24 protein-coding genes are annotated in these 21,620 nt (G+C 63.9%); 16 read left to right on the top strand and 8 right to left on the bottom strand.

The window, feature by feature from the left end; genetic code table 11:
• Positions 1-7 precede the first annotated feature (7 nt).
• The 3 genes from BRAGE_RS0101675 to BRAGE_RS0101665 form a co-directional block, all read right to left on the bottom strand.
• Positions 8-484, bottom strand: coding sequence for a glutathione peroxidase (locus BRAGE_RS0101675; RefSeq protein WP_027560768.1), 477 nt, complete (start codon positions 482-484; stop codon positions 8-10).
• A 2-nt stretch (positions 485-486) separates the two neighbouring features.
• On the bottom strand, positions 487-1,887 hold the full coding sequence (locus BRAGE_RS0101670; protein WP_028146177.1) for an amidase family protein: 1,401 nt from the start codon (positions 1,885-1,887) through the stop codon (positions 487-489).
• Between the two features lie 80 nt (positions 1,888-1,967).
• Complete coding sequence (locus BRAGE_RS0101665) at positions 1,968-2,225, bottom strand: DUF6894 family protein (protein WP_027560770.1); 258 nt, start codon at positions 2,223-2,225, stop codon at positions 1,968-1,970.
• A 247-nt stretch (positions 2,226-2,472) separates the two neighbouring features.
• Between BRAGE_RS0101665 and pqqA the strand changes: the two genes are divergently transcribed.
• From pqqA to BRAGE_RS0101615, 10 genes are all read left to right on the top strand, one after another.
• Positions 2,473-2,553 (top strand): pyrroloquinoline quinone precursor peptide PqqA, encoded by an 81-nt coding sequence (gene pqqA / locus BRAGE_RS47600; RefSeq protein WP_007595659.1) that lies wholly within the window; start codon positions 2,473-2,475, stop codon positions 2,551-2,553.
• A 117-nt stretch (positions 2,554-2,670) separates the two neighbouring features.
• Positions 2,671-3,600 (top strand): pyrroloquinoline quinone biosynthesis protein PqqB, encoded by a 930-nt coding sequence (gene pqqB / locus BRAGE_RS0101655; RefSeq protein WP_027560771.1) that lies wholly within the window; start codon positions 2,671-2,673, stop codon positions 3,598-3,600.
• On the top strand, positions 3,597-4,376 hold the full coding sequence (gene pqqC / locus BRAGE_RS0101650) for a pyrroloquinoline-quinone synthase PqqC (protein ID WP_027560772.1): 780 nt from the start codon (positions 3,597-3,599) through the stop codon (positions 4,374-4,376). The genes pqqB and pqqC overlap by 4 nt, the downstream gene beginning before the upstream one ends.
• A gap of 12 nt (positions 4,377-4,388) precedes the next feature.
• A complete protein-coding gene (gene pqqD, locus BRAGE_RS0101645; RefSeq protein WP_027560773.1) occupies positions 4,389-4,700 on the top strand; it encodes a pyrroloquinoline quinone biosynthesis peptide chaperone PqqD in 312 nt (103 codons plus the stop codon).
• Positions 4,697-5,890 carry a pyrroloquinoline quinone biosynthesis protein PqqE gene (gene pqqE / locus BRAGE_RS0101640; protein ID WP_027560774.1) on the top strand — a complete coding sequence of 398 codons (1,194 nt, stop codon included), beginning with the start codon at positions 4,697-4,699 and terminating at the stop codon, positions 5,888-5,890. The genes pqqD and pqqE overlap by 4 nt, the downstream gene beginning before the upstream one ends.
• Positions 5,880-6,866 carry a prolyl aminopeptidase gene (gene pip, locus BRAGE_RS0101635; protein ID WP_027560775.1) on the top strand — a complete coding sequence of 329 codons (987 nt, stop codon included), beginning with the start codon at positions 5,880-5,882 and terminating at the stop codon, positions 6,864-6,866. Before pqqE ends, pip begins: the two co-directional genes overlap by 11 nt.
• Positions 6,867-7,022: 156 nt before the next feature.
• Positions 7,023-7,700 carry a DUF4286 family protein gene (locus tag BRAGE_RS0101630; protein WP_027560776.1) on the top strand — a complete coding sequence of 226 codons (678 nt, stop codon included), beginning with the start codon at positions 7,023-7,025 and terminating at the stop codon, positions 7,698-7,700.
• A 239-nt stretch (positions 7,701-7,939) separates the two neighbouring features.
• The gene (locus tag BRAGE_RS0101625; RefSeq protein ID WP_027560777.1) at positions 7,940-9,739 is read left to right on the top strand and encodes an FAD-dependent oxidoreductase; all 1,800 of its coding nucleotides are present in this window, start codon (positions 7,940-7,942) and stop codon (positions 9,737-9,739) included.
• A complete protein-coding gene (locus BRAGE_RS0101620) occupies positions 9,709-11,556 on the top strand; it encodes a 2-oxoacid:acceptor oxidoreductase subunit alpha (RefSeq protein ID WP_027560778.1) in 1,848 nt (615 codons plus the stop codon). Before BRAGE_RS0101625 ends, BRAGE_RS0101620 begins: the two co-directional genes overlap by 31 nt.
• A 130-nt stretch (positions 11,557-11,686) precedes the next feature.
• Positions 11,687-12,742 (top strand): 2-oxoacid:ferredoxin oxidoreductase subunit beta, encoded by a 1,056-nt coding sequence (locus BRAGE_RS0101615; protein WP_027560779.1) that lies wholly within the window; start codon positions 11,687-11,689, stop codon positions 12,740-12,742.
• On the opposite strand, the gene BRAGE_RS0101610 is transcribed toward BRAGE_RS0101615, so the two are convergent.
• The 3 genes from BRAGE_RS0101610 to BRAGE_RS0101600 form a co-directional block, all read right to left on the bottom strand.
• Positions 12,743-13,186, bottom strand: coding sequence for a DUF4399 domain-containing protein (locus tag BRAGE_RS0101610; RefSeq protein WP_027560780.1), 444 nt, complete (start codon positions 13,184-13,186; stop codon positions 12,743-12,745).
• A 17-nt stretch (positions 13,187-13,203) separates the two neighbouring features.
• Positions 13,204-14,745 (bottom strand): SUMF1/EgtB/PvdO family nonheme iron enzyme, encoded by a 1,542-nt coding sequence (locus tag BRAGE_RS0101605; RefSeq protein ID WP_027560781.1) that lies wholly within the window; start codon positions 14,743-14,745, stop codon positions 13,204-13,206.
• A gap of 308 nt (positions 14,746-15,053) precedes the next feature.
• Complete coding sequence (locus BRAGE_RS0101600) at positions 15,054-15,626, bottom strand: STM3941 family protein (RefSeq protein ID WP_027560782.1); 573 nt, start codon at positions 15,624-15,626, stop codon at positions 15,054-15,056.
• Between the two features lie 200 nt (positions 15,627-15,826).
• On the opposite strand from BRAGE_RS0101600, the gene BRAGE_RS0101595 reads away from it, so the two are divergent.
• From BRAGE_RS0101595 to BRAGE_RS0101570, 6 genes are all read left to right on the top strand, one after another.
• Complete coding sequence (locus BRAGE_RS0101595) at positions 15,827-16,447, top strand: hypothetical protein (protein WP_027560783.1); 621 nt, start codon at positions 15,827-15,829, stop codon at positions 16,445-16,447.
• A gap of 41 nt (positions 16,448-16,488) precedes the next feature.
• Positions 16,489-16,938, top strand: coding sequence for a DsrE family protein (locus BRAGE_RS0101590; protein ID WP_027560784.1), 450 nt, complete (start codon positions 16,489-16,491; stop codon positions 16,936-16,938).
• Positions 16,939-17,220: 282 nt separating this feature from the next.
• Entirely contained in the window at positions 17,221-17,544 is a 324-nt protein-coding gene (locus tag BRAGE_RS0101585) for an ArsR/SmtB family transcription factor (RefSeq protein WP_027560785.1), read from the top strand.
• Entirely contained in the window at positions 17,541-17,972 is a 432-nt protein-coding gene (locus BRAGE_RS0101580) for an SRPBCC family protein (protein ID WP_027560786.1), read from the top strand. Before BRAGE_RS0101585 ends, BRAGE_RS0101580 begins: the two co-directional genes overlap by 4 nt.
• A gap of 43 nt (positions 17,973-18,015) precedes the next feature.
• On the top strand, positions 18,016-18,231 hold the full coding sequence (locus BRAGE_RS55655; RefSeq protein ID WP_027560787.1) for a hypothetical protein: 216 nt from the start codon (positions 18,016-18,018) through the stop codon (positions 18,229-18,231).
• Positions 18,231-18,665 (top strand): DUF1801 domain-containing protein, encoded by a 435-nt coding sequence (locus BRAGE_RS0101570; RefSeq protein ID WP_027560788.1) that lies wholly within the window; start codon positions 18,231-18,233, stop codon positions 18,663-18,665. The genes BRAGE_RS55655 and BRAGE_RS0101570 overlap by 1 nt, the downstream gene beginning before the upstream one ends.
• Before the next feature lie 135 nt (positions 18,666-18,800).
• Here the strand turns inward: BRAGE_RS0101570 and BRAGE_RS0101565 are convergent, their stop codons facing one another.
• Positions 18,801-20,339 (bottom strand): SpoVR family protein, encoded by a 1,539-nt coding sequence (locus tag BRAGE_RS0101565; RefSeq protein WP_027560789.1) that lies wholly within the window; start codon positions 20,337-20,339, stop codon positions 18,801-18,803.
• Entirely contained in the window at positions 20,336-21,613 is a 1,278-nt protein-coding gene (locus tag BRAGE_RS0101560; RefSeq protein ID WP_027560790.1) for a YeaH/YhbH family protein, read from the bottom strand. The genes BRAGE_RS0101565 and BRAGE_RS0101560 overlap by 4 nt, the downstream gene beginning before the upstream one ends.
• Positions 21,614-21,620 lie beyond the last annotated feature (7 nt).

Genomic DNA, 21,620 nt, shown 5'->3' with positions numbered 1-21,620 from the left:
GTCTCGCTCACAACAGTGTTTCGATTTGATTGCGCAGCCCTTCAGGCCGCGCGGTCGGCGCATAGCGCGCGATCACCTTGCCGGCACGGTCCACCAGGAATTTGGTGAAATTCCATTTGATGGAGGCCCCTAACAGGCCGGATTGCTGGCGTTTCAGGTACTCGTACAGCGGATGCGCCTTCGGCCCGTTGACGTCGATCTTCTCGAACAGCGGAAAGGTGACGTCGTAGTTGGTCGAGCAGAACGCCTGGATCTCGCTCGCCTGCCCCGGCTCCTGCGCGCCGAACTGGTTGCAGGGAAAGCCGAGCACGGAGAAGCCGCGCGGGGAGAGATCGCGGTAGAGATCCTCAAGCCCGCGATATTGCGGCGTGAAACCGCATTTGCTCGCGGTGTTGACGATCAGCAGCACCTGGCCCTCGAAGCGGCGCAGGGCGACCTCCTCGCCGGCGAGCGAATTGGCCTTGAAGTCGTAGATCACTGACATCGCTAACCCACGGGGTCGATCGGCGACGGCGGTACGCCGCCCGCCTCGATCGCTTCGCCCGCGAGAAGACAAAGATCCTCGCGATAGCGGCCGGAGACGATGTGCACGCCGACCGGCGCCTTGCCGACGAGGCCGGTGGAAACCACGAGCCCCGGCAATCCCATGAACGGAATCGCGATCTGCGGCAGCTGCGCTTCCCAGACCCGCTTGAAGGAGGCGTCGTCCTTGCGGTCGAGATGATCGGGGAATGGCAGCTCGCCCGAGACCGGCGTCAGCAGCACGGCGTACTTTTCGAAGAACAGCATCCAGTCGCGCGTCAGCGTGGCTCTCCGGGTCAGCGCCTTGGCGTAATTGGCCTGGTCCATCGGCGTGACCCTGGCGCGGTTGCCGTTGAGGCACGCCAGCGCGCCGGGATCGCCCTCACGCTCGGCCATCTCCAGCTGCGCCTCATAGCCGTCGCCGAGCCAGAGTTTGATTTGCCACTCGACCGCCTCACGCATCGGCGGGGGGTCCTCGATCACGTCCACGGTCCAGCCGGCACGCTCCAGCCGCTTGCCGGCATCGCTCACCGCCGCCTTCACCTCCGGCGTGGTCGCAAGGCCGTTCGGGTTGAGGCAGAGCGCGGCGCGCTTGGCCTTTGCGGGGCCTTCCAGCGGCACTGGCACGAACCAGGGATCGCGGATGTCGCGGGCCGACATCGCTGCGAGCGAGATGCGCAAATCGTTGACGGTGCGCGCCAGTGGGCCCGACACTGCCATGATCTGCGGCCCGATCGGGCGCTCCGGCAGTGCCGGGTTGAAGGCGGGGATGCGGCCCAAGGTCGGGCGCAGGCCGTGCACGCCGCAGGCATAGGCGGGATAGCGGATCGAGCCGGCGATGTCGGTGCCGTGGGCGATATGGCCGATGCCGGCCGCGACCGCCGAGCCGGCGCCGCCGGAGGAGCCGCCCGGCGTCAGCGAGGCATCGCGGGGGTTCTTGGTGTCGCCATGGACGAGGTTGGTGGTGAACCAGCGGTAGGAGAACGCCGGGCAGTTGGTCCGGCCGAGCAGGATGGCGCCGGATTTGCGGAAATTGGCGACCACCGGATTGTCCTCGCGCGCAATCAGGTCGCGCTGGAGTTTGAGGCCGTTGGTGGTGGCAAAGCCTTCCTGGTCGACATTGGCCTTGATGGTCACAGGCACTCCGGCGAGCACGCCGGGGTCCTCGCCACGGGCGATGGCGGCATCGACGGCATCAGCCTGCTTGAGCACGTCCTCGGGCCGGTGGTCGATCACGGCGTTGAGCCGGGGATTGACCGCGTCCAGCCGGTCGAGACCGGCCTTGGCCGCCTCCTTGGCGGATACCTTCTTGGACCTGACGAGGGCGGCGAGGTCGGCGGCCGACAGGCGCCAGAGATCTTGCATGGTTTGCTCCGTGTAACCGGCGTCTTTTAGCGCCGGGAACGCGGCAAAGCCATGCGGATTTCGCAGGGAGGAAGAGCGGGTTAGTGCCGCGTCGCCGACTGGTCCGGCATGTCCAGCAGGGCCTCGGTGAAGGGAAACTCCAGCACGATCTCGCCGTCGTCGTCGGTGACCTCGATGACGGCCTCGAGCAGCGCCGGCTGGGCGCCCTCGGACTTCACCACCTCCAGGATCATCTGGCGGGCGACTTCCCAGGCGCGATCGGGGTTGCGCAGGTCCTCTCCGTCAGGATCCACGATCAGTTCGTCGCCGATGCGGGTGTTGAAGAAGTATTTGGGCATCACGAGGTCCACTTGGGTCGCCTGTACCGGATTGAAAGCTGCAGTGCGCTCACAACTGCTTTATCAGGACAGGGTTCACGACCGAATGCGCCAAGCGCAAGGCAGCGCCGCCGGAAGTGATGTTCCATTACCATTTTTCGCGGCGCAACATGCACGTGCTCGGGAAAATTTCACTGGCGAACTTTTGCGCCCGCATTACTTTAACCCACGGGCGGACACGTCCGAATTCGCGAAATGGAGAGCCAAAATGGCCTGGAAAGCCCCGAAGATCGTCGAAGTGCCCTGCGGCATGGAAATCAACATGTATGTGAGCGCCACCCGCAAGTAAGCGGTTGGTGCATTTGCGTTCCGCGCAGGTGGATCTTTCGGTCACGATCGGTTTCCGAATGACGGAAACCGTGTCGGCCTGAGATCCACTTCGCGAATTTGTCCCAGGAGACGGATCATGCTTCGCGTCGTCGTCCTGGGCGCCGGGGCCGGCGGCGGAGTCCCGCAATGGAATTGCGGCTGCGAGGGCTGCCGGGCCGCCCGCGCGCACGGGCATGACCTCCAGAGAACCCAAGCCTCGGTCGCCTTCAGCGGCGATGGCGAGCACTGGTTCCTGATCAACGCCTCGCCCGACCTTCGCCAGCAATTGAATGCCACGCCGCAGCTGCATCCCAAACCAGGCGCGCTGCGCCATACGCCTGTGGCAGGCGTGATCCTGACCAACGGCGAAGTAGACGCGGTGGCCGGCCTGCTGTCGATGCGCGAGGGCTCGCCCTTTACGATCTATGCGCACGAGAAGGTGCTGGCGATCCTTGCGAGCAACAGCATCTTCAACGTGCTGAACGAGAAGAACGTGAAGCGCCAGCCGATCGGAATCGGCGAGCCGTTCGAGCCGCGACTGACCGACGCCGCCCGCTCGGGCCTCGAGGTGCTGCCGTTCGCCGTGCCGGGCAAGTCGGCCTGGTATCTTGAAGGCAAGGCGCATCCCGGCGGCGAGACCGGCGACGGCGATACGCTCGGCCTGAAGATCACCGACAAGTCGACCGGCAAATGTTTCTACTTCATCGCCGCCTGCGCCGAGGTGACCGACGCGCTCAAGGCCGAGATCGACGGCGCTGCGCTGGTGTTCTTCGACGGAACGGTCTGGCAGGACGACGAGATGATCAGGGCCGGGCTCGGCCACAAGACCGGCAAGAGCATGGGCCATGTCGCGATGTCCGGTCACGATGGCGCGATCGCGCGGCTGGCCGATCTCACTATCGACAGGAAGATGTTTCTGCATATCAACAACTCGAATCCGGCGTTGCTGCCCGGCTCAAGCGAGCGCAAGACTGTCGAAGAGGCGGGCTGGCAGATACCCGCCGACGGAACGGAGATCGTGCTGTGAATGCCGTGTCCATGACTGGAATGACCGCGCTCTCGATCGGCAAGGACATCCGCCTCAACTCGGCCGAGGAACTGGAGGCGACGCTGCGCCACATCGGCGCGACGCGCTATCACAGCCTGCATCCGTTCCATAGGCTGCTGCACGGCGGCAAGCTGAACAAGGGCCAGGTGCAGGCCTGGGCGCTGAACCGCTACTATTACCAGAGCACGATCCCGATCAAGGACGCGGTGGTGATCTCGCGCTTCCGCGACCGCGCCACGCGGCTCGAATGGCGTCACCGCATCGAGGACCATGACGGCGATGTCGGCAGCGAGGGCGGCATCGAGCGCTGGCTGAAGCTGACCGAAGGCCTCGGCCTCGATACGGCCTATGTGGAATCCACCGAAGGCATCTTGCCGGCGACGCGCTTTGCGGTGGAGGCTTATGTCCACTACTGCCGCGAGAAGAGCCCGCTGGAGGCGATCGCCTCCTCCCTGACCGAGCTGTTCGCGCCGAACCTGCACGAGGAACGCATCTCCGGCATGCTGGAGCATTACGACTTCGTCAATCCAGATATCATGAGCTACTTCAAGCGCCGCCTGGCGCAGGCGCCGCGCGATGCCGGCTTTGCGCTCGACTATGTCAAGGCGCATGCCACGACGCCGGAGCAGCGCGCTCAGGTCTGCAATGCGCTAATCTTCAAGACCAACGTGCTGTGGGTGCAGCTCGATGCGCTCCAGCATGCCTATGTCGAGGGCCACATACCGCCGGGCGCGTTCGTGCCCAAGGCGAGCTGAGGGACTAGAGTTATGGCCGGGCCGCGAAACATCAGCGTCAGCGAGGCAAGCCGCCCCGTGCTGCCGCGGCATGCCAAGCTGAAATATGACGAGACGCGCAAGGTCTGGGTGATCCTGGCGCCGGAGCGCGTGCTGGCGCCTGACGAGATCGCGGTCGAGGTGCTGCAGCTCTGCAACGGCGAGCGCAATGTCGGCGACGTCGCCGATCAGTTAGCTGAGAAATACGCCGCGCCGCGCGAGGCGATCCTCACCGACGTCATCGCCATGCTCCAGGATCTCGCCGACAAGGGCTTTCTCACCGAAGCCCGGGAGAAGACGTCATGAGCGACGTGCTCGGCAACATCCCGCCCGAGACCAGCGACAGCCTCGCGGTGCTGGAGAAGCAGCGCTCGACGGCTGAGACCTTTGGCATCCCGCTCGCGGTGCTGCTCGAGATCACCCATCGCTGCCCGCTGCAATGCCCCTATTGCTCCAACCCGGTCGAGCTCGATCGCTCCGGCAAGGAGCTGACCACGGACGAGTGGAAGAAGGTGTTGACCGAGCTCGCCGAGATCGGCGTGCTGCAGGTGCATTTCTCCGGCGGAGAGCCGACGGCGCGAAAAGACCTCGTCGAGCTGGTCAAGCACGCCAGCGATGCCGGCCTCTACACCAATCTCATCACCTCGGCCGTGCTGCTGACGCGCGAGAAGCTGGGCGACCTCGCAGATGCCGGGCTCTGCCATGTGCAGATCTCTTTCCAGGGCATCGAGGAAGGCCTCGCCGATCGCGTCGCCGGCTACAAGGGTGGCCACCGCAAGAAGCTCGAGGTCGCGAAGTGGACGCGCGAGCTCGATCTGCCGCTCACCGTCAATGCGGTGATGCATCGCCAGAACCTGCACCAGCTCCCCAACATCATCCAGATGTCGCTCGATCTCGACGCCGACCGGCTCGAGGTCGCCAATGTGCAGTATTACGGCTGGGCGCTGAAGAACCGCGCCGCCTTGATGCCGACCGTCGCGCAGCTCGAGGAGTGCACCCGCCTCGTCGAGGAGGCGCGCGAGCAACACAAAGGCCGGCTGACCATCGACTACGTCGTGCCTGACTATTATGCGTTGCGACCGAAGAAGTGCATGGGCGGCTGGGGCCGGCAGTTCTTCAACATCTCGCCCGCCGGCAAGGTGCTGCCCTGCCATGCTGCCGAGAGCATCACCGGGCTCGACTTCGAATCCGTCCGCTCCAACCATTCGATCGCCTGGATCTGGCAGAACTCCGATGCCTTCAACCGCTATCGCGGCACCGGCTGGATGAAGGAGCCGTGCAAGTCTTGCGAATTCCGCGAGATCGATTTCGGCGGCTGCCGCTGCCAAGCCTTTGCGCTGACCGGCGATGCCGCCAACACCGATCCGGCCTGTGCGCTGTCGCCGCTGCACGAGACCATCTTCAAGCAGGCCGAGCGCGAGGCCGAGGGCGAGACCAACCGCTTCCTCTATCGCAATTTCGCCGGGGGCACTCTGGAATCCGAGAATGGTGCCTGACGCCGACGCGGCCGTATCCGCCAAACGCGCCGATCCCTTTGCCCCGCTGACCTCCGACATGCTCGACGTCGGCGACGGCCACGAGCTCTATGTCGAGAGCGTCGGCCGCCCCGACGGCATCCCCGCGATCTATCTGCATGGCGGCCCCGGCAGCGGCTGCCAGCCCGATCATCGCAAGCTGTTCGATCCCGAACGCTTCTGCGCCGTGCTGTTCGACCAGCGCGGCTGCGGCCGCAGCCGTCCCAAGGGATCGCGCGAGCACAACACCACGGCGCATCTCGTCGCGGATATGGAGAAGATCCGCGAGAAGTTCGGCTTCGAACGCTGGATGCTGGTCGGCGGCTCCTGGGGGGCGACGCTGGCGCTGGCCTATGCAGAGGCGCATCCCGAGCGCGTCTCTGGCATCGCGCTGCGCGCGACGTTCCTCGGCACGCGGGCCGAGGTCGAGACGGCCTTCACCTCGCGCCTGTCGCAATTCTATCCCGCGCTCTCCGAGGATTTTCTGAGCGTGCTGCCGCCCGAGGAGCGCAGCCGTCCGGTAGACGCCTATTGGCGCCGCATCCTCGATGCCGATCCGGCGGTGCATGGGCCGGCGGCGCGGGCCTGGCACGACGCCGAGCGCACACTATCCGAGCACAAGCCGGCCAAGACGCGGCTGGACCTCGCCTCGCTCAACGTCTGGCGCACGCTGCCGGCGACGCCGTTCATGGAAGCGCATTATTTCGTCAACAATTCCTTCATGAGCGAAGACCAGCTGTTGCGCAGCGCCGGAAAGCTCGAAGGCATTCCCGGCATCATCGTCCAGGGACGCTACGACCTGTTGTGCCCGCCCGAGACCTCTCATGCGCTCGCGAAAGTCTGGCCCGGTTCCGAGATTCGGATCGTGGAAGAAGCCGGCCATTCGCTCTATGATGCCGGCGTGAGGGACGCGGTCATGAGGGCGATCGCAGACGTCGCGTCCAAAATCTCGCGCTAGAGATCTAGACCCTCATCCTGAGGAGCGCTCGAAGAGCGCGTCTCGAAGGATGAAGGCCGAGATTAACAGCGGGGGGCCTTTCATGGTTCACCTGGCGATGCGCAGCATCGTCCGGACGCTCACCATGAGGGTCTGCATGGGAAGGACAACAAGAAAATGCCACTCGCCGGGACAGGGATGCTGCTGACGTCGATGAACATCGACGCCGCCGATGAGGCCGACTTCAACCGCTGGTACGATCGCGAGCATCTGGAAGAGCGCGTCGCGATCGAGGGTTTCCTGGAGGCGCGGCGCTATGTCGCGCATGCCGCCAATCCCAAATATCTCTGCCTGTACTCGACCGCGACGCTCGAAGTGCTCGACAGCCCCGCCTACAAGGCGCGGCTCGCAAGCCCGACCGACTGGTCGCGGCAGACCATGGCACGCTTCAAGGACATGCTGCGCGTGGTTGCGCGCATCACCATCAGCAACGGCACCGGACGCGGGGCTGCGCTCGGCGTGGTGCGGCTGCGGCCGAACACCGACAAAGCCGGTGCATGGCGTGATGCACTGCAAGAAAGGCTGGCGCCGGAAACGCGCGAGGGCATCATCTCGATGCATCTGCTCGAAAGCGAGCCGGAATTGTCGGGCGCGACGGCGGGAATTCCGGCGGCGCGCAACGACGGCGCGCGCGACTGGTTTGTGCTGATCGACGGCACGCATGTCGGCGCGGTCTCGGCCGTGATTGCCGAGCGCTTCACCGGTCCCGCCGCTTCGCCCTTCCCGCTTCCGGTCTCCGTCGGCACCTACTGCCTGATGTGGGACCTCGCGAACAGCGACATCGCGCGCGGCTGACGCGGCTTACATGCACCGCAACATATTGCACCGCCGCATGCCGGCGCGCGGCGTCAATGCTGTGCGCGCGCAGCTCCCATGAAAGCGGGGAAGCGCGGAAATTTGCCGTTGTACTTCGGAGTGGTTCTAATAAGCTAACCTAATGACGTCATTCAGAAACCAGATCGACGCCTGTTAAGCGTTCGCCAAGCTCAAGAAGAGGCCGCCGGGTCCTTTGAGCCTGCGCGGACAGGGTAGGAATGAAACCGACCGATATCGCGGCCCCCGACTACTTTCACAAAGTGGTCGATTGCCAGTGGGCCTGTCCTGCGCACACCCCGGTTCCCGAATACATCCGACTGATCGCGCAAGGCCGCTACAGCGACGCCTATATGATCAATTGGCAATCGAACGTGTTTCCCGGCATCCTGGGACGCACCTGCGATCGACCATGCGAGCCGGCGTGCCGGCGTGGACGCGTCGAGGAAAATCCCGTCGCGATCTGCCGCCTCAAGCGCGTTGCCGCCGACTTCAAGGACGACATCAGGCAGCGCCTGCCGAAACCCACGCCGAAGAACGGCAAGCGTGTTGCGCTGGTCGGCGGCGGCCCAGCTTCGCTGACCGTCGCGCGCGATCTCACGCCGCTCGGCTATCACTGCACGGTGTTCGATGCCGATCCGGAAGCCGGCGGCATGATGCGCACGCAGATCCCGAAATTCCGCCTGCCCAATTCCGTCATCGACGAGGAAACCGGCTACATCCTGGGTCTCGGCGTCGAGTTCAAGGGCGGTCACCGGATCGAGAGCATGAAGTCGCTGCTCGCCGAGAAGTACGACGCGATCTTCGTCGGCTCCGGCGCTCCGCGCGGCCGCGAGCTCGACATTCCCGGCCGGAAAGAGGCCGCCGCCAATATCCATATCGGCATCGAGTGGCTGGCCAATGTGTCGTTCGGCCATACCGACAAGATCGGCAAGCGCGTCATCGTGCTCGGCGGCGGCAACACCGCGATGGATTGCTGCCGCACCGCGCGCCGGCTCGGCGGCGAGAAAGTCACGGTGGTCGTGCGTTCCGGCTTCGAGGAGATGAAGGCCTCGCCCTGGGAGAAGGAAGACGCGATCCACGAGGATATCCCGATCCTCAACTACATGGTGCCGGTGGCATTCAAGCATGTCGCGGGCAAGCTCATCGGCGTCACCTTCCAGCACGTCAAAGCCGAATACGACGCAAAAGGCCGCCGCAATCTGGTGCCTTCGGGCGATCCCGATCAGACCATTCCCTGCGACGACGTGCTGGTCGCGGTCGGCCAGGAGAACGCCTTCCCCTGGATCGAGCAGGATTGCGGCATCGAGTTCGACAAATGGCACATGCCCAAGGTCGATCCGAACACCTTCGCCTCGACCAATCCGAAGGTCTTCTTCGGCGGCGACGCCGCGTTCGGGCCGAAGAACATCATCTGGGCAGTCGCGCACGGCCATGACGCCGCTTTGTCGATCCACAAGATGCTGTCGGGCGAGGATATCACCGAGCGGCCGCTGCCGGAGGTGCATGTCTCCTCGCAGAAGATGGGCATCCACGAATGGAGCTATGACAACGACATCTCCAACGACAAGCGCTTCAAGGTGCCGCATCGCGACAAGGTGATCGCGCTGAAGGACATCCGCGCCGAGGTCGAGCTTGGTTACGACGTCAAGCTGGCGCTGGGCGAAGCCGAGCGTTGCCTGAACTGCGACGTGCAGACCGTGTTCTCGACCTCGCTCTGCATCGAATGCGATGCCTGCGCTGATATCTGCCCGATGGATTGCATCACTTTCACCAACAACGGTGAGGAAGATGATTTGCGCCAGCGGCTGAAGGCGCCCTCGCCGCACCCGGACCAGGACCTCTACGTCTCCTCCGATCTCAAGACCGGGCGCGTGATGGTGAAGGACGAGGACGTCTGCCTGCATTGCGGGCTGTGCGCCGAGCGTTGCCCCACCGGCGCCTGGGACATGCAGAAATATTTCATCGAGATGACGCACGCAGGATCATCATGCCCGACAAAAAGCCGATCAGCAGCGTAAACGACTTCGTCGTCCGCTTCGCCAACGTCAACGGCTCGGGCTCGGCCAGCGCCAACGAGATGTTCGCCCGCGCGATCCTGCGCCATGGCGTGCCGGTGTCCCCGCGTAACATCTTCCCCTCCAACATCCAGGGCCTGCCGACCTGGTACGAGGTGCGGGTCACGGAAGACGGCCATCTCGGCGCCCGCGGCGGCGTCGACATGATGGTGGCGATGAACCCGCAGACCTGGGACAAGGACGTCGCCGGCATCGAGCCTGGCGGCTACCTGTTCTACGATTCCACCAAGCCGATGCCGTCGACCAAATTCCGCGACGACATCACCGTGATCGGCGTGCCGCTCACCGCCATCACCAACTCGACCTACACCGATCCGCGCCAGCGCCAGCTGTTCAAGAACATCATCTATCTCGGCAGCCTCTCGGCGCTGCTCGACATGGACCCGAAGCTGATCGAACAGCTGATCGGCGAGCAGTACAAGGGCAAGGAGAAGCTCTTGTCCTCCAACGTCCACGCGCTGCATCTCGGCCGCGACTGGGCGCTGCAGAATTTGAAATGCCCGATCGGGCTGCGCGTGAAGAAGTCCGACAAGGTCGGCGACCGCATCTTCATCGAGGGCAACAGCGCCGCCGCGCTCGGCGCCGTCTATGGCGGCGCCACGGTATGCGCCTGGTATCCGATCACGCCGTCCTCGTCGGTGGCGGAAGCCTTCACCGCCCACTGCAAGAAGTACCGGCACGATCCGGAAACCGGTAAGGCGAAATATGCCATCGTGCAGGGCGAGGACGAGCTGGCCTCGATCGGCATCGTGATCGGTGCGTCCTGGAACGGCGCCCGCGCCTTCACCGCGACCTCGGGCCCCGGCATCTCGCTGATGACCGAGTTCATCGGCCTCTCCTACTTCGCCGAGATCCCGGCCGTGATCATGAACATTCAGCGCGCCGGCCCCTCGACGGGCATGCCGACCCGCACCCAGCAATGCGACATCATCGCTTGCGCCTATGCCTCGCACGGCGACACCAAGCATGTGCTGCTGTTCCCTGAAGATCCCGCCGAGGCCTTCGAGTTCGCGGCGGCTGCCTTCGATCTCGCCGAGCGGCTTCAGACCACGATCTTCCTGATGCTCGACCTCGACATCGGCATGAACCACCGGCTCTGCCGTCCGCTGAAGTGGGACGACGCAAGGCAATACGACCGCGGCAAGGTGATGACCGAGGAGATGCTGGAAGAGGGGCGCGACTTCGGCCGCTATCTCGACGTCGACGGCGACGGCATTCCCTACCGCACCTATCCCGGCACGCATCCGACCAAGGGCTCCTATTTCACCCGCGGCACCTCGCGCGACCGCTATGCACGCTATTCCGAGGAAGGCCCTGTCTATGCCGACAACATGCAGCGTCTGGTGCGCAAGTTCGAGACCGCACAGGACCTCGTTCCGCGCCCGCTGCAGGCCAACGCGGAACGGCCGACCAAATATGGCGTGATCTATTTCGGCTCGACCTCGCCGGCGATGGACGAGGCGATCGGCCTCCTGGAGGCGCGCGGGCATCAGCTCGACCGCCTCCGCATCCGCGCCTTCCCGTTCCACTCGAGCGTGGCGAGCTTCCTCGCCGAGCACGATTTCGTCTATGTGGTCGAGCAGAACCGCGACAGCCAGCTGCGCCAGCTCATCGTCAACGAGAACGGCATCGATCCGGTGCGGCTCGTGCCGATCGTGCATTATGACGGCTCGCCGATCACCGCCCGTTTCATCGCAAAAGCCATTGGCGACCACCAGGATCACCTCAAGGTGACCCCGCTCCGCAAGGCCGTGTCATGATTTTCCCCTTGTTCTCTCCATCGTCATGCCCGGGCTTGACCCGGGCATCCACGCTTTCCTTTTCTCCGGCCAAGACGTGGATGGCCGGGTCAAGCCCGGCCATGACGAGGCTGGAATTGCAGAGGCTCGCATGACCTATATTGCCAAGCCAAAGTTTCATCATCCCGGGCTGAAGAAGAACGAGCTCGGCTACACGCATCGCGATTACGAAGGCAAGATCTCGACGCTGTGCGCCGGCTGCGGCCACGACTCGATCACGGCCTCGATCATCGAGGCCTGCTACGAGCTCTCGATCGAGCCGCACCGGGTGGCGAAGATTTCCGGCATCGGCTGCTCGTCGAAGACGCCGGACTATTTCCTCGGCAATTCGCACGGCTTCAACTCCGTGCACGGCCGCATGCCCAGCGTGCTGACAGGCGCCAACCTCGCCAACCGCGACCTGATCTATCTCGGCGTCTCCGGCGACGGCGATTCCGCTTCCATCGGCTTCGGCCAGTTCGCGCATTCGATCCGGCGCGGCGTCAACATGACCTATATCGTCGAGAACAACGGCGTCTACGGCCTGACCAAGGGCCAGTTCTCGGCCACGGCTGATCGCGGCTCGAAGAGCAAGAAGGGCGTCACCAACACCGACAACGCCATCGACCTCGTCGCGATCGCGCTGCAACTTGGCGCCACCTTCGTCGCGCGCTCGTTCTCCGGCGACAAGACCCAGCTGGTGCCGCTGATCGCGGCTGCGATCCGCCACAAGGGCGCGTCCTTCATCGACGTCATCAGCCCCTGCATCGCCTTCAACAACCATGCCGGCTCGACCAAGAGCTTCGACTATGTCCGCGAGCACAATGACGCGGTGAACCGGCTCGACGTGCTGGTCGGCCGCGATCCCATCGCGGTCGACTACGCGCCGGGCACGGTGCAGATGGTCGAGCAGCACGACGGCAGCAAGATCGCGCTGCGCAAGATCGATGCCGATTACGATCCGCACGACAGGCTCGGCGCGCAGACCTTCCTCGCGAAGCACGCCGCCAAGGGCCAGATCGTCACCGGCCTGCTCTATGTCGATCCCGACGCGGAAGATCTGCACGAGCATCTCAACACGGTCGAGACGCCGCTCAACACGCTGGAAGCGGACGCGCTGTGCCCGGGCTCGGCGGTGCTGGACAAGATCAACGCCAGCCTGCGGTGACTACTTGCCGGAAACGGGCTGCCGGACACGTATCGTGATCTTGTCGGATACGACCGGCGGCTCGAACGGATAGTGCTTCGCATCGCCCAGCACCAATTGCAGCGTGTGCGTGCCGGGCGGGAGTTCGAGCATGGTTTCGGTCTGCCCCGCGCCGAAATGCAGATGCGACTTGTCCTGCGGGATCGGCTCCTTGGGATCGATGGGGTCGTTGACATCGACCAGCAGATGGTGATGACCCGCGTTCTGGTAGTCGTCGCCGGCATGCGTCACGCCCATGTTGCGCAAGCCGAACCGGACCCAAAATGCACCGCGAACCTTCTGCCCGTCGCGCGGCGTGATGAAGTAGAGCTTGGCATCCTTAGGCGCGGTCTTGCCCTGCGCGTACGCCGCACCCGGGAGCAATGCGATCGCAGCCGCAAGTGCGACACAGGACATGATCTTCATCAAATCTACTCCGGAAATCACGGACTGAGCGCGACGCGGAATCCGTGCGTGGGGTAACGGACATTGGTGTCGTAACCATCGCGGTTTGACGGCCGCACATATCTTGAATCGTTCTTCCACGAGCCCGAGCGCAGGACATGCGAGGAGCAGTCGCCGCCGGTCCATGCTGAGCCGTCGGCCGGCGCGCCCTGATAGCTTCTGTGCCAGCAATCCTCGACCCACTGGTCGATGCCGCCGCCCATGTCGTACAGCCCGAACGGATTGGGCTTGAAGCCGCCGACCTTCGCCGGCTGCTCGGCTGCGAGATCACCGCAATCCTTGCACCCGGCCATGCCGGGCTGGAGCTTGTCGCCCCACCAATACTTGCTCGTTGTTCCGCCGCGCGCCGCATATTCCCATTCGGCTTCGCTCGGAAGCCGGTACGGCTTCTTCGCCGCCTGGGAGAGATAGGCTACATATTGCTGCGCATCGGTCCAGCTCACATTGCTCACCGGCGCATCGTCCTTGCCCACGGCCGTGAAGGCGCACCCCTTCGCAGCGGCGCATTCGTTCCATTGCTGCACGGTCACCGGATATTTGCCGATCGAGAACGGCTTGATCGTGACCTGATGAACCGGACGTTCGGTCGGATCATCATTGCTCCCCATGGCGAAGCTGCCGCCGCGAATGGCGATCATGTCGGGTTCGCGGACGGGTATCGGCGATGGGCTGGGTACCGGCGAGGGCGGCGGAGGTGCCGAAGCCACTGAGGGAGACGGCTCCGGCGTTTGCGTCGCCGCTTCGCGTGGAGCGGGCTGCGGGCTTGGAGATGCGGCCGGCGCGACGGTCGGCGCGGCGGTCGGTGCGGCGGCCTGCTCGTTCCGCCTGCCAGCCGGCTGTGCCAGCAGATACCAAAGTACGCCGGTGGCGATGATCAGCACGCTGATCCCGAGGAAAAAGATCAAGGCATTCTCGCGCCGGCTTCGCGTTCTGCCGAGCGCGTCTGCGTCCGGCAGCACGCGGTAGACTCGCACCGGATCGGTGATGTTCTTGACCTTGCGATCGCCGAGCGATTCATAGCCGCACACCACCTTGTGCTTGATCTGCTCGTAGATCGCGCCGGAGATGTAGACCTGGCCCGGCTCGGCAATGCCTTCGATGCGCGTGGCGATGTTGACGCCGTCGCCATAGATGTCGTCCGGCTCGACGATGACATCACCGAGATTGACGCCGATCCGGTATTCGATCCGCGAATGTTTCGGCTGCGAAGTGTTGCGGCCGACGAGATTTTGCTGGATGACGATGCTGCATCGAACAGCCTCGACGGGACTATCGAAAATCGCAATGAAGCCATCGCCGGTCGTCTTCACCAGGCTTCCATGGTGCTCGACGATGCTGGGCATGATGAGATCCCGCTCGATCCGCTTGACGCGGGCGTGCGTGCCCTCCTCGTCAGCCTGCATCAAGCGACTGTAGGACGCGATATCGCCGACAATGATCGCAGCGAGTCGCCGAGGCAGCGCCCCGCTCGGAGGCGGCTCCCCCCGATTGCCGGATCTGAAGTCGCGAATTTCTCCCATTGCGGGGACTCCACACACTACAAGAGGCGGCCCCACCTTAAGACTGCCGAAAGCAATCGTCTGTGAACGCTATCACATTGACGAATTTGGACAATATCGAAGGCCGCGCGGCATCGAGTTCCCCTCGGAGCGAAGGCCCGAGCTTGATTGAACCTTCCCGGTCTCAGGTTCGACTAAGGCCGTGCATGGAACCACGCGGCTTCGCTCCGCCCTGCGCGCGTATGCGCGTCGAACGCGTCACGCATGCCGCGACTGCCATCACGCCGTGTTCGTGAAAGAAGCGCGGTCCGCTTCGGCCGCGGTCCGGACTAGCTGACCGGCTCGGGCACGACAGCGGCGCGGCCCGAATAGGCCAGGCGGCCGGCCTTCCAGTATTGCTTGCAGGTCTCGAGCAGTGTTTCGCCGTCGATAGTCAGGCCGCTCGGATTGATCAGCACGCCCTCGGCGCCGACCGCCTTGTTCATCATCGAGACGATGCGCTTGAGAAAGCCGCCGTCGAAGCGGTCGGCGATGAGAGGATCAAGCTTGAGCACCACGATCTTCTGATTGCGAAATTGCCAGACCGATATCTCCCGCACCGATCTCCAGGCGATGGTGTCGTCGGCGATCCTGGTGTCGCGAATGCCGACACGGGTGATGAAGACGACCGGCGTCCTGGCGAAGAGCAGCGTCCAGAGCGTCCGCAGGGTGACAAGGCCGAACAACGCGAGACCGACATAGCAGACCGTGATCTGGAACGGCGTGAGGGTCTTGATCTGAAACCAGTTGAGAGCGATCGCGGCAGACACGAGCGTCATCAGCGCGCCGGCGGCCAATATCTTCAGCAGCCGCGCCAGGGAATAGCCGATCGCAAGATTGGGCAAGTTCTGACTTACGGACATTTTTGACCGCCACCAGCATTTGCTACAATCTGGGGTTTATCAGTTCCCCTCCTTCCAGATCGTTAAACCTGGAACCTTGCGCGAGGCTGCCCGCGGGAAAGGGGGCCGGTCGCCGCTTGAACGCGCTCCGCGCCGCCCGCGACTAACCGCCGATCGGCCCCCTCTCCAGGCGGGCCACGGCCCACGCGTCTGGTGCGATCATGAAGCTTGCCCTCGTCCTTCCGCTTGTCCTTGCCGCCTTGGTCGGCGCCGCCCGGGCCGAGGAGACCGACGACATCCGCGCGGCGAGCAAGGCCGAGGCCGAGAGCTTCAACGCGCGCATGTATGCGGGTAAACCTGGCAACAAGGCCTATGCCTGCTTCGTCCGCCGCTACGATGCCGAACATCTGGCGCAGCATCCGAAGCAGAAGGTCGCCGCGATGAAGCTGTTGGTTTCGGCCGAGTTGGACAAGGAGGACAAGGAGCTGCACAACTCCTTCCGCCTCGGCTTCCGATACCGCCATCGCAGCGGCGACTTCGACTCCCAGGGCGACTGCCACCATGTCGTGTTCGTGAAAGACGGCAACGAGATCCGCCTCGGCTGCGGCGTCGACTGCGAGGGCGGCAGCATCGGGGTCGCACTGTCGAAGGACGACAAATCGGCCATCGTACGGCTCGCGCGGGTCAGGATCTGGAAGCACAACAATCCGGATCCAGATGACGATCGATCGCTGGTCGCCGGCGCCGACGACGGAATGTTCCGCCTTGAGCGCACCGACACCAGCGAATGCGCCTCGCTGGTGACCGACCGCAAGGAACTCGCCGCGCTGCGCCACAAGTGACATTTGTCCGGCGAAATCAGGCCTAGTCGAAAGAAATCGTCATGAACCGCCGGAACATGTTGTGGAGCGCAGCCTCGGCTTTGGGCGCAGTGCTCGGCGTCTCGCGAGCACAGGCTGCGACCGCGGCTCCGTCGTCGAACAAGCTCAAGGTCGTCTATCACCTCAGCGATGCCGAGAAGGTCAATTTCGTGCTCGGCAACATCCAGAACCATATCGACGGCGTCGGCGGCCCCGCGCACGTCACGATCGCGCTGGTGATCCACGGTCCCGCGCTGAAACCGTTTCACGCCGCGCAGGCAAATCCCGACGTCCGCAGGCGCGTTGGTGAATTCTCCAAGGACGGCGTCGAGCTCGCCGCCTGCCCCAACACCATGAAAGCGCAGAACGTCACGCTGACGGACTTGCTGCCCGGCTTCGTCAGCGCGGAGAGGGGTGGCGTGGTTCGTTTGGCCGAGTTGCAATCGCAGGGGTATCTTTACTTGCGGCCTTGAGCACTTCGGCCGCCGCGAAATCGGTGCGCCCCCTCCCCCGCCTGCGGGGAAGGGTTGGGGAGAGGGTGTCTCCTCAGTCAAGAACCCCCAAGAGGAGAGAGCCCTCACCCCGGCGCGCGGGACGATGCTTCGCATCGCCCGGGACGCGCCGACCTTTCCCGCAAGCGGGAGAGGTAAGAGGGGCCTGCGGCGCCCTCTCCCAACTCATCCCTCAACGCGCTTGACTTACCCATAACCCTACGGTTATGAGTTAATCCATAACTTCCTGGTTATGGATTCCGCATGTCCGCCGCCCACGACCTTCTGTTCAGGACGCTCGCCGATCCGACCCGGCGGGCGATCTTCGAGCGGCTGTGCCGCGAGGGCGAGCAGACGGTCGGGGCACTCACGGCCCGATCCGGCGTTTCCCAGCCGGCGGTCTCGAAACATCTGGGCGCGCTGAAGCAGGCCGGCCTCGTGCGCGACCGTCATGAAGGACGCCAGACCCATTACAGCGCGCAGCCCGGCGCGCTCAATCCGCTGATCGACTGGACCAGCCAGATGGCTTCCTTCTGGCAGAACCGGCTCGATGCGCTGGATGATTTGCTGAAGAGGATGGACCAATGACCGAACAATTGACCGAGAAACGCTCAGTCGTCGTCGAACGCGAATTTGCCTTTCCGGCCGAGCGGCTCTGGCGCGCGCTGACGCAGCCGCATCTGATCGAGGAATGGCTGATGAAGAACGACTTCAAGCCGACGGTCGGTCACAGATTCAATCTGCGCGGCGAATGGGGCGGCGTGCTGGATTGCGAGGTGCTCACCATCGAGCCGGAGAAGACGCTCGCCTACACCTGGAATTTTTCGCACGAGGACGCGGCGTTCGATCTGAAGAGCATCGTCACCTTCACGCTGACACCGACAGGCGCCGGCACGCACTTACGCGTCGAGCAGGCGGGCTTCAGCCCGACGCAGAAGCAGGCGTTTGGCGGCGCGCATGCCGGCTGGAAGCAGTTTTTCGCCAAGCTCGACGAGGTGCTGGCGCGCGCTGGCTAGCTCCGTCGCAGGTCTTCATCCAATCAACTCAAGGGAGGTTTCATTGAACGGGAATAAGTGGATTCGGCAGATCCATCGGTGGCTATCGATGGCGTTCACGGTTGCGGTGATCGCGAACATTGTTGCGCTGACCATGCAGATTCAGGCGACGTGGATCGGGCTGGTGGCATTCGTCCCACTGATCCCCCTGCTCGCGACCGGGCTGTATCTGTTCGCGCTGCCCTATGTCAGCCGGCAACGCGTGAACGAGGCGAGATGATGAAGAAAGCCGTACCCGCAAAGAAGAGCAGCACAAAGGACGTGGAGGGAGCTTCGCCCTCCAAGCTGATCGACGGCAGGATCAAGGAGCTCGGCGACTGGCGCGGCGAGATGCTGGGGCGCATCCGCGGCCTGATCAAGGAGGCCGATCCTGAGGTCGTCGAGGAATGGAAATGGCGCGGCGTGCCGGTGTGGGAGCATGACGGCATCATCTGCACCGGCGAGACCTACAAGGAAGTGGTGAAGCTGACCTTTGCCAAGGGCGCGGCGCTGGATGACCCCGCCGGCCTGTTCAACTCCAGCCTCGATGGCAACGTGCGGCGCGCGATCGATATTCGCGAGGGTGAGAAGATCAACGAGAAAGCGCTCAAGGCGCTGATCCGCGAGGCGGTGGAGCTGAATGCGGTGAAGAAGGTGGCGAAGAAGAAAGCGTGATCAGCTGAAGATCGTGCTCGGCCAACGACGGCAGAACTTTCTCCGTTCCCTTCCCCACAAGGGGGGAGGGAACGCATCTCCGTCGGAGCGCCAGTTGAGGCTCACAACATCAGGCGCTCGGCCTAACTACCGGCCTCAAGCCACCGCTGCCGGAATCGGGCGTGGGCTGACGACGTATTCGCGCAAAACCTTGTCGTTGGCATCGACCTCGATCAGCGAGACGTCGTAGGTCCAGAGATCGGCGAGGTGCTGGAGCACGCGCTTGGCGTCGGTCTCGTTGAGCTGCGAGCCCTTGATGACGTGGTGATGCAGGATCAGCCGGCGGTCGCCGGAGAGATCGACGTCGACCACCTCGATATTGGCGTCGATGAAGCCGACGTCGTGCTGGCGCGCCAGCTCGCGGCGGACGCGGCGGAAGCCGCGCTCGTCGTGGATGGCGTCGACCCGGATGCCGGCGCGCTCCTCGGGATCGTCGTGCAGGTGGAACATGCGGAATTGCCGCATCAATTTGGGGCTTAAGAACTGGCCGATGAAGCTCTCGTCGCGGTAATTGGCCCAGACGTCGCGCAGCACGCCCATGACGTCGTTCTTGCCGGCGATGTCGGGGAACCATTCGCGGTCCTCGTCCTCGGGCCTGGTGACGATGCGCTCGATGTCCTGCATCACGGCAAAGCCGAGCGCGTAAGGGTTGAAGCCGGAGAAGCGCGGGTCGTCGAATTCGGGCTGGAACACCACGTTGGTGTGCGATCCCAGGAATTCGAGGAAGTTGCCGTCGGTGATGCGGCCCTGCTCGTGCAGCTTGGTCATGATGCGATAGTGGACGTAGGTCGCCGTCCCCTCGTTCATCACCTTGGTCTGGCTCTGCGGATAGAAATATTGCGCGATGTGGCGGACGATGCGCAGCAGCTCGCGCTGCCAGGGGGCGAGCCGCGGCGCGCTCTTCTCCAGGAAATAGAGCAGGTTCTCCTGCGGCAGGCCGAGCAGCTTGCGGCGGCGCTCGATGCTGAGCGCCGAGCGGCTCTTGGCGGCGCCCTTGGGCACGGTGCGCCAGAGATCGTTGAAGACCTCTTCCTCGTGCTGGCGGCGGCGCCCTGCCCGCTTCTCCTCGGCGCGCAGATCCAGCTTCTTCTTGCCGGGATAGCGGTCGATGCCGTGCGACATCAGCGCATGCGCTGCGTCCAGCGTGCGCTCGACCTCGATGCGGCCGTAGCGCTCCTCGCAGGTCGCGACATAGTTCTTGGCGAAGTCGAGATAGTCGAGGATGCCTTCCGCATCAGTCCACTGCTTGAACAGATAATTGTTCTTGAAGAAGTGGTTGTGGCCGAAGGCGGCGTGCGCGATCACCAGCGTCTGCATCGTCGCCGTGTTCTCCTCCATGAGGTAGGAGATGCAGGGCGAGGAGTTGATCACGATCTCATAGGCGAGCCCCATCAGGCCCTTGCGGTAGGACGCCTCGTGAAACGCGAAATGCTTGCCGAACGACCAGTGCTTGTAGAACAGCGGCATGCCGACCGACGAATAGGCATCCAGCATCTGCTCGGCGGTGATGACCTCGATCTGGTTCGGATAGACGTCGAGACCGAGATCCTTCAACGCCACCTCCTCACAAGCATCGGTGATGCGCTGCAAGGTGCGGAAGTCCCAATCCGCGCCTTCGAACAAGCGTTCCGTCATGGAGCGGCTTTCTCCTGTGCAGTATCGCGGCGCTGGAACAGATCGTGGAACACCGGGAAGATCTCGCTGCGCTCCGAGACCTTGCGCATCGAGAGCGGTGCACCGCTGTTGCGCAGGCGGTCATAGAGGGTCCAGAGCGAGGAGTCGGAGAGATCGAAGGCGCTGCCGCCGGATTCCCCGACCTCGAGATAGGCGAAGAACTGGCAGACCGGCAGAATCTTGTCGGTCAGCAGCATGCCGGTGAGCTCGCCGTCGGAATAGGAATTGTCGCCGTCGGAGGCCTGGGCTGCGTAGATGTTCCAGTCCGCCGGATTGAAACGCTCGCGCACGATCTCGTGCATCGCCTGCAGCGCGCTGGAGACCAGCGTGCCGCCGGAGGCCGGGCCGTAGAAGAAGGTCTGCTCGTCGACCTCCTCGGCGCGATCGGTGTGGCGGATGAAGACGATCTCGACATGCTTGTAGCGCCGCTTCAGGAACACGTAGAGCAGCATGTAGAAGCGCTTGGCCAGATCCTTCATGTGCTCGGACATCGAGCCCGACACGTCCATCAGGCAGAACATCACCGCCTGCGCGACCGGGCGCGGCACCTTCTCGTAGCGGCGGTAGCGGATGTCGAGCGGATCGATGAAGGGAATGCGCTTGGATTTCGCCTTCAGCTTTTCGAGCTTCTCGATCAGCTCGGCGCGCAGATCCTCGTCGGTGCAGGCGGCGATCTCGGCCTCCAGCTCCTCGATCTCGCCCTTGCGCGGACGGCGGAGCGCGATGCGGCGGGCGAGCGCGAGCTGCACGGTGCGGCTCACCGAGATGTTGGCGGGCGAGCCCGACGTGGTGTAGCCGGCGCGCTGGATGCCCTCGCTCTCGGTCTGCGCGATCTTGCGCTTGGCCAGATCCGGCAGCTCGAGATCGTCGAGGAAGAGATCGACGAACTCGTCGCGGGAGAGCACGAAGCGGAAAGCGTCCTCGCTGTCGCCCTCACCCGGACCCGAATCCTTGGCGCTGCCCTGGCCGGAGCGCTGGAGGTAGTCGCCCTCGATGAACTTCTTGTTGCCGGGCAGCACCATGTCGCGCGTTCCGCCTTCGCGGCGGAAACGCGGCTCGTGCATGCCGTCGAGCGGGATCGTGACCTCGCCACCCTCCAGGACGTCCTTGATGTCGCGTTCCTGCGAGGTCTTCTTGACGGCGCCCTGCACCAGGGATTTTGCCCGACGCAAGAACCGCTGCCGGTTCTCAAGGCTCTTGCCGCCTGGATTCAGGCGCCTGTCAATAATATGAATGGCCACT

The organism is Bradyrhizobium genosp. SA-4 str. CB756, assembly GCF_000473125.1.
Lineage (GTDB): Bacteria > Pseudomonadota > Alphaproteobacteria > Rhizobiales > Xanthobacteraceae > Bradyrhizobium > Bradyrhizobium arachidis.
The sequence above is the reverse complement of the archived record's forward strand: the minus strand, read 5'-3'. Positions and strand labels throughout refer to the sequence as shown.